General features: G+C 72.1%; 14 protein-coding genes. 9 read left to right on the top strand and 5 right to left on the bottom strand.

Annotated features, from left to right (window positions below; genetic code table 11):
• The first annotated feature begins 1 nt into the window (after position 1).
• The 9 genes from G407_RS0113795 (at position 2) to puuE (ending at position 9,055) form a co-directional block, all read left to right on the top strand.
• Entirely contained in the window at positions 2 to 361 is a 360-nt protein-coding gene (locus G407_RS0113795; RefSeq protein ID WP_043539829.1) for a DUF423 domain-containing protein, read from the top strand.
• 101 nt (positions 362 to 462) lie between these two features.
• Positions 463 to 1,371: an acetylglutamate kinase gene (argB, locus tag G407_RS0113790; protein ID WP_029031259.1), complete on the top strand. Its 909-nt coding sequence runs from the start codon at positions 463 to 465 to the stop codon at positions 1,369 to 1,371.
• 222 nt (positions 1,372 to 1,593) lie between these two features.
• Positions 1,594 to 2,337, top strand: coding sequence for a pyrimidine 5'-nucleotidase (locus tag G407_RS0113785; RefSeq protein WP_052341364.1), 744 nt, complete (start codon positions 1,594 to 1,596; stop codon positions 2,335 to 2,337).
• Positions 2,338 to 2,375: 38 nt separating this feature from the next.
• The gene (locus G407_RS30535; protein ID WP_052341363.1) at positions 2,376 to 3,353 is read left to right on the top strand and encodes an alpha/beta fold hydrolase; all 978 of its coding nucleotides are present in this window, start codon (positions 2,376 to 2,378) and stop codon (positions 3,351 to 3,353) included.
• A 110-nt stretch (positions 3,354 to 3,463) separates the two neighbouring features.
• Positions 3,464 to 4,702, top strand: a complete 1,239-nt coding sequence (locus G407_RS0113775) for an ABC transporter substrate-binding protein (RefSeq protein ID WP_052341362.1) — start codon at positions 3,464 to 3,466, stop codon at positions 4,700 to 4,702.
• A 62-nt stretch (positions 4,703 to 4,764) separates the two neighbouring features.
• A complete protein-coding gene (locus G407_RS0113770; RefSeq protein WP_084327528.1) occupies positions 4,765 to 6,501 on the top strand; it encodes an ABC transporter permease in 1,737 nt (578 codons plus the stop codon).
• Complete coding sequence (locus tag G407_RS0113765) at positions 6,498 to 7,163, top strand: ATP-binding cassette domain-containing protein (RefSeq protein WP_029031255.1); 666 nt, start codon at positions 6,498 to 6,500, stop codon at positions 7,161 to 7,163. Before G407_RS0113770 ends, G407_RS0113765 begins: the two co-directional genes overlap by 4 nt.
• 74 nt (positions 7,164 to 7,237) lie before the next feature.
• Positions 7,238 to 7,594 carry a hydroxyisourate hydrolase gene (gene uraH, locus G407_RS0113760; RefSeq protein WP_029031254.1) on the top strand — a complete coding sequence of 119 codons (357 nt, stop codon included), beginning with the start codon at positions 7,238 to 7,240 and terminating at the stop codon, positions 7,592 to 7,594.
• A 3-nt stretch (positions 7,595 to 7,597) separates the two neighbouring features.
• Complete coding sequence (puuE, locus tag G407_RS0113755) at positions 7,598 to 9,055, top strand: allantoinase PuuE (protein ID WP_052341361.1); 1,458 nt, start codon at positions 7,598 to 7,600, stop codon at positions 9,053 to 9,055.
• Positions 9,056 to 9,098: 43 nt separating this feature from the next.
• Here the strand turns inward: puuE and G407_RS0113750 are convergent, their stop codons facing one another.
• The 5 genes from G407_RS0113750 to devC all read right to left on the bottom strand — a co-directional run bounded on the left by G407_RS0113750 (position 9,099) and on the right by devC (position 12,707).
• Positions 9,099 to 9,563 (bottom strand): peptidylprolyl isomerase, encoded by a 465-nt coding sequence (locus G407_RS0113750; RefSeq protein WP_029031252.1) that lies wholly within the window; start codon positions 9,561 to 9,563, stop codon positions 9,099 to 9,101.
• Positions 9,564 to 9,600: 37 nt separating this feature from the next.
• A complete protein-coding gene (locus G407_RS0113745) occupies positions 9,601 to 10,122 on the bottom strand; it encodes a peptidylprolyl isomerase (RefSeq protein ID WP_052341360.1) in 522 nt (173 codons plus the stop codon).
• Between the two features lie 38 nt (positions 10,123 to 10,160).
• Positions 10,161 to 10,658: a pantetheine-phosphate adenylyltransferase gene (gene coaD, locus G407_RS0113740; protein WP_029031250.1), complete on the bottom strand. Its 498-nt coding sequence runs from the start codon at positions 10,656 to 10,658 to the stop codon at positions 10,161 to 10,163.
• An 85-nt stretch (positions 10,659 to 10,743) separates the two neighbouring features.
• Positions 10,744 to 11,532: an ATP-binding cassette domain-containing protein gene (locus G407_RS27770; protein ID WP_084327527.1), complete on the bottom strand. Its 789-nt coding sequence runs from the start codon at positions 11,530 to 11,532 to the stop codon at positions 10,744 to 10,746.
• Positions 11,532 to 12,707: an ABC transporter permease DevC gene (gene devC, locus G407_RS0113730; protein WP_029031249.1), complete on the bottom strand. Its 1,176-nt coding sequence runs from the start codon at positions 12,705 to 12,707 to the stop codon at positions 11,532 to 11,534. The genes G407_RS27770 and devC overlap by 1 nt, the downstream gene beginning before the upstream one ends.

The raw sequence follows: 12,707 nt of genomic DNA, 5'->3' as shown, positions 1-12,707 counted from the left end.
CATGGCGGAGCGGCTGCTTCTCGCGTCTGGCGCGCTGGCCGGGCTGCTGGGCGTCGCCTTCTCGGCGATGGCGACGCACCTGGCCGGGTCCGGCACGCTCGAGGTCTCCGCCTCGTTCCTGCTGTTCCACGCCGCGGCGCTGGTGGGGATCGCGGCGCTGATCCTGGGCGCCCACGTGGGTCGCAAGGCGGGGCTCGTCGCGGGCTGGCTGCTCGTCTTGGGCCTCGCACTGTTCTCGGGCGACCTCGCGCTGCGCGCCTTCGAGGGGCGCGCGCTCTTCGCCAACGCCGCGCCGACGGGCGGCGTGCTGCTGATGGCGGGATGGCTGGCGCTGGGCGTGGCGGCGTTCGTGCGGCGGTGAGCCGTCGCGAAAACGTCCGACGATCCGGCTACCGTCCGACCCCGTTTCCCATTAGAAGCCGCACCAGCGCCTGAAGCTCGAACCGCCGGACGACCGCCGAAATGACCGAGAAGACTCCCGACACCACCCCCTCCGCCCTCGAGCGCGCCGAGATCCTCGTCCAGGCGCTGCCGCACATGCAGCGCTACGACGAGGAGGTCGTGGTCATCAAGTACGGCGGTCACGCCATGGGCGACCAGGCGGCGGCGGAGGACTTCGCCGAGGACATCGTGCTGCTCGAGCAGTCGGGCTTGAAGCCCATCGTCGTGCACGGCGGCGGGCCGCAGATCGGCGCGATGCTGAAGCGGCTCGGCATCGAGAGCGAGTTCCAGGCGGGTCTGCGGGTCACCGACAAGGCCACCGTCGAGATCGTCGAGATGGTGCTCGCGGGCTCGATCAACAAGCAGATCGTCGGCTGGATCGCGGCCGAGGGCGGCAAGGCGATCGGCCTGTGCGGCAAGGACGGCAACATGGTGCACGCCCGCAAGGTGACGCGCACCATCGTCGACGCGGATTCGAACATCGAGAAGGTGGTCGACCTCGGCTTCGTCGGCGAGCCCGACCACGTCAACCGCCAGATCCTCGACGCCGTGCTCAAGGCCGAGCTTATCCCGGTCCTCGCGCCGGTCGCCGTCGGCGACGAGGGTCACACCTACAACGTCAACGCCGACACGTTCGCGGGCGCCATCGCCGGCGCGATGCACGCCAAGCGCCTGCTGCTCCTCACCGACGTGCCGGGCGTGCTCGACAAGAACAAGCAGCTCATCCCGGAGATGACCGTCGACGACTGCCGGCGCCTCATCGCCGACGGCACGATTACCGCGGGGATGATCCCCAAGGTCGAGACCTGCATCTACGCCATCGAGCAGGGTGTCGAGGCGGTGGTCATCCTCGACGGCAAGGTGCCGCACGCGGTGCTGCTCGAGCTGTTCACCGACCACGGCGCGGGCACGCTGATCCGCCGGACGTGAGGTGCTCGCGTCACCTCCCCGGAGGGGAGGAGTCCGCGCGTCAGCGCGGGCGGTGGGGCCGTGAGATCATCGGCTGGGCCGGTTCGCCGCCCTCCCCACCCTCCGGCCTTCGGCCGTCGTCCTCCCCGGCGGGAGGTGACGGCCCCGAACCGCGCCCTCGCAATCCCGGGCCATCCGCGCTACATTGAGAAGGGGCCGCACCGGCCCCTTTTTCGTCGGGACATGAGACACATACCTTCCCCATCCGCCGCGCGGGCCGATCGCCGCCACTTCGTCGCCCCGGACGCGCGGGGATTCGGCCACGTCGAGACGTGGATCTTCGACCTCGACAACACGCTCTACTCCCACGAGGCGAGGGTCTGGCCGCAGATCGACGACCGCATCACGCTCTTCGTCGCCGACTTCTTCGGCATCGACGGGATTTCGGCGCGCGCCCTGCAGAAGCACTACTATCACAAGTACGGCACGACGCTGCGTGCGCTGATGACCGAGCACGACATCGATCCGCACGCCTTCATGGACTTCGTGCACGATATCGACCATCGCCACATCGAGCTGAACTCGGCGCTCGGCGCGGCGATCGAGCGCTTGCCCGGCCGCCGGCTGATCCTCACCAACGGCTCGCGCAAGCACGCCGAGGCGGTGGCGGCGAAGATCGGCATCCTCGACCATTTCGAGGACGTGTTCGACCTCGCGGACGCCAACTTCACGCCCAAGCCCAACCGCGAGGCCTACGAGATCTTCCTCGAGCGCTATGCCGTCGATCCGGCCAAGGCCGCGATGTTCGAGGACATCGCCAAGAACCTGCGCGCGCCGCACGACCTCGGCATGACGACGACGCTCGTCGTCCCGCGCACGAGGGACCCGTTCCGCGATGCCTTCGAGCAGGAGGCGGTGGAGGAGCCGCACATCGACTACATCACCGACGACCTCGCCGCCTTCCTGGCGGGCGAGCCGGGGGCCTGAGGCGTGAAGGGGCCCGGGGCATGACGAGGGCCCGGGGCATGGCCGACGACGTCGTCGTCCCCCGCGATCTCGCGGCGCGCTTCACGGCGCCGGCGGACATCGCCTTCGACGCATTCGACGCCCCCGACGGCATGGCGATCCGCTGGGCCGCGGTGGCGCCAGAGCAGGCGCGCGCGACCGTCGTGCTGCTGCCCGGCTTCACCGAGTACGTCGAGGCCTACTTCGAGACGATCCGCGATCTCCTGGCGGCGGGCATCGCCGTGTTCGCCATGGACTGGCCGGGGCAGGGCGGCTCGGGGCGCTACCTCACCCACCCGGAGAAGGCGCATGCCTGGGGCTTCGAGGCGCACGTGGGGGCTCTCAGGCGCTTTCTCGAGACGATCGTCCTGCCCGCCGAGACGCCGGGTCCGCTGACGCTCGTGGGGCATTCCATGGGCGGGCATCTCGCCACGCGCTTCCTGGAGGAGGTGCCGGGCCTCGCGGACGCGGCCGCGCTCTCTGCGCCGGCCTATGCGGTGGGCGTCGACAGCCCGCTGCCTCCCGGCCCGACGCGGCTCGTGGTCGAGCTCGTCGTCGCGCTCGGCTTCGGCGAGGCCTGGGCGCTCGGCGCGGGGCCGTGGGAGCGCCAGGCGAAGCGGCGCGAGCGCCTGAGGCCGCTCCTCTCCTCCGATCCGGAGCGGGCGGCGATCCTCACGCGTTGGGCGGAGGTCGCCCCGGCGCTCCGCGTCGGCGGTCCGACCTGGGGCTTCGGGCGCAGCTTCATTCGCTCCGCGCGGCTCGTCGTGGAGCCGCAGCGGCTGGCGCGGATCGGCGTGCCGGTGCTGATCGGCTCGGCCGGGCGCGACGCCTTCACCGATTCGCGCCTGCACGAGACGGTGGCCGCGAGCATCCCCACCTGCCGTGTTCTCGCCTACCGCGAGGCGCAGCATTGCCTCTTCCTGGAGAGCGACGCCATCCGAGGCCCCTGGATGAGCGCGCTGATCGCCCTGGCGACGAGCGGGCGCCTTCCGGCCTAGAGCCACGTTCTCGTGATCTCCCGCCGGGAAAAGCGGCTCGCCTCTTGTAACGAACGGCGCCTGCGCTTCGTATACGCTCAGAACGCCACGAGACCGAGGACACCTCCACGATGCGCCACGAGCCTTCGTCCGCCCGCGCGACCGGCCTCGCCGCCCTCCTGCTCCTCGCTGCGACGACCCTGCCGGCGCAGGCGCAGGGCGAGCCCGAGACGCGCGACTTCGCCGACATCCTCGCGGCGGCCGAGGGCCAGACGGTCTACTGGAACGCCTGGGGTGGCGATCCCGCGACGAACGACTTCATCGCCTGGGTCGGCGAGGAGGTCCGCGAACGCCACGGCGTCTCGGTCGTCCACGTCAAGCTCTCCGACACCGCCGAGGCGGTGTCGCGGGTGCTCGCCGAGAAGGCGGCGGGGCGCGACGAAGGCGGGGCGGTCGACCTGATCTGGATCAACGGGCCGAACTTCCTCGCCATGAAGGAAGAGAGCCTCCTCCACGGCCCCTTCGTCGAGGCGCTGCCGAACTTCGCGCTGGTCGACACGCAGGAGAAGCCCTCCAACGTGGTCGATTTCACCGTGCCGGTGGAGGGCCTCGCCGCGCCCTGGCGCATCGCCCAGGTGGCGTACCTCTACGATGTCGAGGCGGTCGACGCCGCCGCGCTGCCGGGCTCGATCCCCGAGATGCGCACGTGGGCCGAGGCGAACCCCGGCCGCCTGACGCACCCCACGGCACGCGACTTCATGGGCACGACCTTCCTCAAGCAGGCGCTCGTCGAGCTCGTCGACGATCGCGCCGCGCTGCAGGAGCCCGCGACGGACGAGACCTACGCGCAGACGGTGGCGCCGCTCTGGGACTGGTACGACGCGCTCCGGCCGAACCTCTGGCGTGCCGGCGCGGAGTTCCCCGAGAGCGGCCCCGCCCAGAACCAGCTCCTCGCCGACGGCGAGATCGACATGGCCATCACCTTCAACCCCGCGGAAGCCGCCGCGGGCGCGATCCAGGGGCGGCTGCCGGAGACGATTCGGGTATTCTTCCTCGAGGACGGCACGATCGGCAACACGTCCTTCGTGGCGATCCCCTACAACGCGGCGCACAAGGAGGGCGCGATGGTGGTGGCGAACTTCCTGATGTCGCCGGAGGCGCAGGCCCGCGGCCAGGACCCCGCCAACCTCGGCGCCTTCACCGTGCTCGACCTCTCCCGCCTCTCGCCGGACGAGCGCGCGGCCTTCGACCAGAGCGACGCGCATCCGGCGATGCCGGCTCCGGAAGAGTTCGTGCGCGTCCTGCCCGAGCCGCATCCCTCCTGGATGACGCGCCTCGTCGCGGATTGGGAGCGGCGGATCTCGGGGTGAGTGGCCGCAAGTCGTACGAGAGCGGCGCGGACGGACCCCACCCCGAGCCGGCTCGCGCCGGCATGTCCCTCCCCGCCAGGGAGGGAAGGCGGCGAGCGGCGACGAACACGACCTTCCGCGCCGACCCGCTGCGGGCGGCGCCGGCGCTGACCCTGGCGCTCTTCCTCCTGCCCATCGGCGCGGGCCTCCTCGGCACGCTCGCGCCCGCCTTCGGGATCTTCCCGGCGCTCGGCGAGACGCAACTCTCGCTCGACCCGTGGCGCGATCTCGTCGCCCAGCCGGGCTTCGCCACCTCGCTGCGGCTGACCCTGACGAGCGGGTTCCTCTCCACCGCGCTCGCGCTCCTCTTCGCCTGCGGCTTCGCCGCGCTCGCCTCGACGCGGGCGGGGACGGCGCGGCTCGAGCGGGCGCTGGCGCCGCTCCTGGCGACACCGCACGTGGCCGTGGCGATCGGGCTCGCCTTCCTGATCGCCTCGTCCGGATTCCTGGCGCGCGTGGTCTCGCCCTGGCTGACGGGTTGGGAGCGGCCGCCGGCGCTGGCCATCGTGCGCGACCCGTGGGGCCTGTCCTACGTGGCGGGGCTCGCGATCAAGGAGACGGCCTATCTCGTCCTGATGGTGCTCGCGGCGCAGGGACAGGTACGCGCGGCCCAGGCGCTCGCGGCGGCGCGCGCGCTCGGCTACCCGCCGCTCGTCGCCTGGGCCAAGGTCGTGCTGCCGGCGATCTACCGGCAGGTCCGCCTGCCGGTCTACGCGGTGCTCGCCTTCTCGCTCTCGAACGTCGAGGTCGCCGTCGTGCTCGCGCCCGGAACGCCGCCGCCCTTGTCGGTGCTGGCGATACGCTGGTTCTCGAGCTGGGACCTCTCGCTCTACCCGACCGCCGCCGCGGCCGCGACGCTCCAGCTCCTCGTCGTCGTCGCGGGCATCGGCGCCTGGCGGCTGGCGGAGATCGCGGGCAAGCGCCTCCACCGCGCCTGGTGCGCGCGCGGGGCGCGGCACGGGCTCGCCGGCCCGATCCTCGGGATCGGCGGGGCGGGCGCCGTCCTCTCGGGCGTGCTGGTGCTCGGCGCGATCGCCGTCATGGCGCTGTGGTCGGTCGCCGAGGGCTGGCGCTATCCGGACGCGCTGCCGCCGACGCTGTCGCTGCGCAATTGGGCGCGCGCGGCACCCACGCTCGTCGACCTCGTCGGCACGACGGCGCTCGTCGCCGCCTGCGCGACCGCGATCGCGCTGGCGCTGGCGCTGGCCTGCCTCGAGAACGAGGCACGCCGTGACCTGAAGCCCGGCGCCGGCGCGCTGTGGCTGCTCTACGTCCCGCTGCTCGTGCCGCAGATCGCCTTCCTGTTCGGCGCGCAGGTCGCGCTGGTGCGGCTCGATCTCGACGCGACGCTCCTCGCGGTGGTCTGGGCGCACCTCCTGTTCGTGCTGCCCTACGTCTTCCTCTCGCTGGCGGACCCGTTCCGCGCGCTCGACCCGCGCTATGCCCGGATCGCCGCCGGGCTCGGGGCGGGGCCGTGGCGCACGTTCCTGGCCGTGAAGCTGCCGATGCTCGCGCGCCCGATCGCGACGGCTTTCGCGGTGGGCTTCTCCGTCTCCGTGGCGCTCTATCTTCCCACGCTCTTCGCAGGCGCAGGACGCATCATGACGCTGACGACCGAAGCCGTGACCCTCTCCTCGGGCGCCGACCGCCGCGTCGTCGGCGTCACCGCCTTCGCCCAGGCGGCGCTGCCCCTCCTCGTCTACGCGGCGGCGCTCGCCGTGCCCGGCCTCCTCGCCGCACGCCGGAGGGTCGCGGCATGACCGGCCTCGTCCTCGACGACGTCGCGATCACGCTCGACGGCCGGCCCCTCGTCGGCCCGCTGTCCATCGAGATCGCGCCGGGCGAGGTGGTGACGGTGATGGGGCCGTCCGGCTCCGGCAAGTCGACGCTCCTCGCCTACGTAGGGGGCTTCCTGCCCAAGGCCTTCGCCGCCCGCGGGCGGGTCGCCGTCGACGGGACCGAGATCGGGGCGCTCCCGCCGGAGAAGCGGGCGGTCGGGATCCTCTTCCAGGACGACCTGCTGTTCCCGCATCTCTCCGTCGGCGGAAATCTCGCCTTCGGGCTGCGCGGGAGCGTGCGCGAGGCGGCACGGCGGCGCGCCCTCGTGGAGGAGGCGCTCGCGCAGGCGAACCTCGCGGGCTTCGCGGACCGCGATCCGGCGACCCTGTCGGGCGGCCAGCGTGCCCGCGTCGCGCTGATGCGCACGCTGCTGGCCGAGCCCCGCGCGCTCCTGCTCGACGAGCCCTTCGGCAAGCTCGACGCGACGCTGCGCCACGACGTGCGCGCCTTCGTGTTCGCCCGCGCCCGCGACCGCGGGCTGCCGACGCTGCTCGTCACCCACGATGCCGAGGACGCCCGCGCCGCCGGCGGGCGCGTGATCGAGGTCGGTGTCGACCCGGGCCAAGACGCGCCGCGCTCTTGACGCCGCCCGCACTTGACGGGCGCCCGGCCCGCGTCGGACATCTTGGGCGATCGCTCGCAGCACGAGGAGCCCCGATGCCCCGCCTCTCGACGCACGTCCTCGACACCGCCAACGGAGGCCCCGCCGCCGGGGTCGCGCTGACGCTCGACCGGATCGAGCCGGACGGCGGGCGCACCCGCCTCGTCGAGACACGCACCAACGCCGACGGGCGCACGGATGCGCCGCTGCTCCAGGGCGCGGACTACCGCGTCGGCACGTACGAGCTCGCCTTCGCCATCGGCGAGTACTTCCGCGCCCGCGGCGCCCCGCTCTCCGAGCCCGCCTTCCTCGACGTGGTGCCGATCCGCTTCGCCGTCGCCGAGCCCGACGGGCACTACCACGTGCCGCTGCTCGCGAGCCCGTGGAGCTATTCCACCTACCGGGGGAGCTGAGCCATGGCCCCGCACATCCCCGTGTTCGACCCCGCGAAGGCCGATTATCCCCGCGACATGATCGGCTACGGCCGAACCCCGCCGCATGCGGCCTGGCCCGGCGGCGCGCGTGTCGCCGTGCAGTTCGTGATCAACTACGAGGAGGGCGGCGAGAACGCCGTCATCCACGGCGACGCGGCATCGGAAGCCTACCTCTCCGAGATCGTCGGCGCGCAGCCCTGGCCGGGCCAGCGGCACTCGAACATGGAGTCGATCTACGAGTACGGCTCCCGCGCCGGGTTCTGGCGGCTGTGGCGGATGTTCGGGGAGCGCGGGATCCCCGTCACCGTCTACGGCGTCGCCACCGCCATGGCGCGCAACCCCGATGCGGTCGCCGCCATGAACGAGGCGGGATGGGAGATCGCCTCGCACGGCCTCAGGTGGATCGACTACCGCGACGCGCCGCCGGACGTGGAGCGGGCACACATCGCCGAGGCGGTGCGGCTCCACACCGAGGTCGCCGGGACGCGGCCGCTCGGGATGTACCAGGGTCGCACGTCCGAGAACACGTTGCGGCTCGTGATGGAGGAGGGCGGCTTCCTCTACGGCGCCGATTCCTACGCCGACGAATTGCCCTACTGGGTCGCCGATCCGCAGGGGCGGCCCTTCCTGATCGTGCCCTACACGCTCGACGCCAACGACATGCGCTTCGCCATGCCGCAGGGCTTCAACTCGGGGGACCAGTTCTACACCTACCTGAAGGACACGTTCGACGTCCTCTGGGAGGAGGGGGCGGATGCGCCGAAGATGATGTCGGTCGGCCTCCACTGCCGGCTCGTCGGGCGCCCCGGCCGCGCCGCGGCGCTCGCGCGCTTTCTCGACTACGTGAAGGCGAAGGACGGCGTCTGGTGCGCCACGCGCCTCGACATCGCCCGGCACTGGGCGCGCAATCACATCCCGGACGGCGTCGCGCCGGCCGACATGGGAAAGCCCCTCTTCGTCGCGGCCTGGGGTGACGTCTTCGAGCACTCGCCCTGGATCGCGGAGGCGGCCTGGGAGGCGGGCCTCGGGCCGGAGACGGCACGCGCCGACGGCCTGCACGCGGCGCTGATGCGCGTCCTCGACGCGGCGCCGCAGGCGCGCAAGCGCGCCCTCATCGACGCCCATCCCGATCTGGCGGGACGCCTCGCGGTGGCGGAGATGGCCCCGGAGAGCCAGGCGGAGCAGGCCTCGGCGGGGCTGACCCGGCTGACGCCCTCCGAGCGCGACCGGTTCCTGGCCCTGAACGACGCCTACAAGGCGCGCTTCGGCCACCCGTTCATCATGGCCGTGCGGGGACGCGGCAAGGGCGAGATCCTCGCAGCCTTCGAGGCGCGGCTCGCCAACGACCCGCAGGCGGAGTTCGAGACCGCGCTCGGCGAGATCGCGACCATCGCGCGCCTGCGCATCGAGGAGCGCATGCAGAAGGGCCGGCCGGGCTGAATGCCGCGGCCGGCCCTGTCGCGTCACGGACGGGGAGGACGCGTCAGGCGTCCGCCGCGACCTTCATCGAGACGATGCGGTCGGGATCGCGCACCGGCTCGCCGCGCTTGATCTGGTCGACGTTCTCCATGCCCTCGGTGACCTTGCCCCAGACGGTGTACTGCTTGTCGAGGAAGCGCGCGTCGCCGAAGCAGATGAAGAACTGGCTGTTGGCCGAGTGCGGCGCCGAGGTGCGCGCCATCGAGCAGGTGCCGCGCACGTGCGGCTCGGCGCTGAACTCGGCCTTGAGGTCGGGCAGGTCCGAGCCACCGGTGCCGGTGCCGTTCGGGCAGCCGGTCTGGGCCATGAAGCCCTCGATCACGCGGTGGAAGGCGATTCCGTCGTAGAAGCCCTGGCGCGCCAGCGTCTTGATGCGCTCGACGTGGCTCGGCGCCAGGTCGGGGCGCAGCTCGATGACGACGCGGCCCTTGGTCGTCTCCATCACGATCGTGTTCTCGGGATCGGCCATCGGGCCCTCCTGTCTCTCTGTGGTGAGGTCTCTCGTGTCACTTGCCGACGCGCATCGAGACGATGCGGTCGGGATCGGGCACCATGCCGGACTGGCCGACGCCCTTGGCGAGCGCGTCGATCGCCTCCATGCCGGAGACGACGTCGCCGACATAGGTGTACTGCCCGTCGAGCCACTCGGCGCGGTCGTAGACGATGAAGAACTGGCTGTTGGCCGAGTTCGGGTCCTGCGTGCGCGCCATGCCGATCGAGCCGCGCCGGAAGGGCGTGTTGGTGAACTCGGCCTCGATGTCGGGCAGGTCCGAGCCGCCGGTTCCGGTGCCCGTCGGGTCGCCGGTCTGGGCCATGAAGTTCGTGATCACGCGGTGGAACGGCACGTCGTCGTAGAAGCCTCGGCTCGTCAGCGTGCGCAGCCGCTCGGCGTGCTGCGGCGCGAGGTCCGGGCGCAGCTCGATCACGACCTCGCCGTGGGGCGTCTCCATGACGAGCGTGTTCTCCTGGGCGGCGGCCGGCAGGACGGCCGCGAGCAGGAGGGCGAAGGCGGCGAGTAGCGTCTTCATCGATGTCTCCAGATGGGAGCCGCGGGTCGTGCGCGGCATCAAGCGAGCTTGGCCTTCATGGCCGCCGCGACGGGCGCCGGCACGAAGGGGGCGACGTCGCCGCCCATCTTCGCGATCTGGCGCACCAACGTGCCGGAGATGTGGCGCGTCGGGCCGGAAGCCGGGAGGAAGACCGTGCGGATCTCGGGCGCCATCGCGGCGTTCATGCCGGCCATCTGCATCTCGTAGTCGAAATCCGTCGCGTCGCGCAGGCCGCGCAGGACGATCGTCGCGCCGGCGCGGCGGGCCGCGTCGACGGCGAGGTCGGCGAACGTGACGATCTCGATCGTCGCGGGCAGGGACAGGTCGGCGAGGCTCGCGCGGATGAGATCGGCCTTCTCCTCGGCCGAGAAAAACGGCGTCTTGCCCGGGTGCACGCCGATCGCGATCACGATCCGGTCGACGAGAGCGGCGCCCTGGACGAGGACGTCGACGTGCCCGTTGGTGACGGGGTCGAAGGAGCCGGTATAGAGGGCGGTGCGAGGGGCGGGCGGCATGGACGCAAGCGTTAGCCGCTCGCGCGGGCGCCCGCAAGAGCGCCGCGGCGCGCGATCTCGAGGCGGATCGTCCCGGTACGGCGCACTACCCGCTCGTTGCCGCCGTCGCGCTCGGGAGGTCCCCGCGCGGCGAGGTCGGATCGTTCACGCCGGCCCGGACGGGCGGGCGGCTCGACCGACTTCGGCCCGTGTCCGAGACGATTCGCCCGTCCTCGAGGGTGACGATGCGATCGGCGAGATCGAGGATGCGGTTGTCGTGCGTCACCATCACCGTCGTGGTGCCGCGCTCACGGCCGAGCGCGCGCAGCATGGCGACGACCGTGTGGCCGCTCTCCTTGTCGAGCGCGGCGGTGGGCTCGTCGGCGAAGACGAGAGCGGGGTTCGAGACGAGCGCGCGGGCGACGGCGACGCGCTGCTTCTGGCCGCCGGACAGGTTGTCGGGCAGGTAGTCGAGCCGCTCGCCGAGGCCGAGCAGGCGCAGGAGGTGCTCGACGGCGCGAGTCTGCAGGGCGGGATCGCCGCGACCGTGGACGGCGAGGCCCATGGCGACGTTCTGGCGCGCGGTGAGGCTCGCATGCAGATTGTGCGCCTGGAAGATGAAGCCGAGCCGCCGGCGCAGCCCGACCCGCACCGGCTCGGGCGCGCCCGCGAGCTCGGTGCCGAGTAGCCGCACGCTCCCCGCCTGGACCTCGCGCAGGCAGCCCATCAGCGTGAGGAGCGTCGTCTTGCCGGAACCCGACGGGCCCATCAGGATCGTCAGCGTGCCGGGGTCGAGGACGAGCGACACGTCGAAGAGCGCCTGCTTGCGCGCTTCCCCCGCGCCGAACCAGTGATCGAGCCCGGCGACGACGACGGGAGAGACGGCGGCGTTCATCAGAACAGCTCCGCGGGATCGGCGCCGGCGAGGCGGCGGGTGGCTATGGCACCCGAGATCGCGCAGGCCGCGATCGTGCCGAGGAACACCGCGCTCGCACGGACGAGCGTCATCTCGACCGGCAGGCCGGTGGCGCCGGCCATCACGGCGTAGATGCCGGTGGCCAGCGCGAGCCCGGGCAGGAAGCCGAGGATGCCGAGGACCAGCGCCTCCTCGAAGACGATGCCGAGGAAGAAGGGGTGGGCGTAGCCCATCGCCTTCAGGGTCGCGTATTCGCGCAAGTGGTCGGCGACGTCCGTCGAGAGCACCTGGTAGACGATGACGATGCCGACCAGCACGCCGATGGCCGCGCCGAAGCCGAAGATCAGCCCCACGGGGCGCTGCGTCGTCTGATAGGCGAGATCGGCCTCCATCGCGGCCTCGAGCGTGCTGACGACCACCGGCTCGCCGGCGAGCCGCGCGGCGACCGCGTTCGCCACCGCGACGGGGACCGCACCGGGTTCGACCCGTAGCAGCACCCGCGAGGGCGCTCCGGAGACGCGCTGGCCGTAGAGCCGCAGGAACGTCTGGTCGGAAACGACGAGGGCGCCGTCGGCGGTGAAGCCGGCTCCCAGCGAAATCGTGCCAGTGGCCGAAAGGGTCAGACCGTTCACCTCGAAGACGTACGGCCGCTCCGGCCCGATCGCGGCGAGCGCGTCGGGGTCGAGACCTCGAGTCGCGCTGTCGAGAAGCGCAGTGTCGCGCAGGCGCAGCCGGGCGAGGTCTTCCCGTAGCGCGGGTGCGACGAAGGCCTCGGCCTCCGGCGCGATTCCGTAGACCTGCAGCGAGGCGATCGCGCCGTCGGGCCGCGTGAAATCGACCTTGGCGAGGTGGAGCGGCGCCGCGGCGGCGACGCCGGGCACGGCGAGCGCCCGCCAGACAGCGCTGCGCGCGACGAGGGAGCCGTCGGTCAGGGTCTCGGCGTCGCCGGGCGCGATGACGACGTCGGCCCGCAAGGGGTCGTAAGTCGCGACGATCGTGCCTTCGAGCGCGCCGAGCATGCCGAGCTGGACGAAGACGAGCACGTTCGCGAAGGCGACGCCGGCGATCGCGGCCGCCATGCGCGTCCTGTTGTGGACGAGCTGGAGCCAGCCGATCGGCAGGCGCCCGAAAAGGCGGCCGAGAAGCTTGGCCAT

Source organism: Salinarimonas rosea DSM 21201, from assembly GCF_000429045.1.
In the GTDB taxonomy this organism is placed as follows: Bacteria; Pseudomonadota; Alphaproteobacteria; order Rhizobiales; family Beijerinckiaceae; genus Salinarimonas; species Salinarimonas rosea.
Note: the sequence above shows the minus strand (reverse complement) of the source record. Positions and strands in the feature narration are given on the sequence as shown.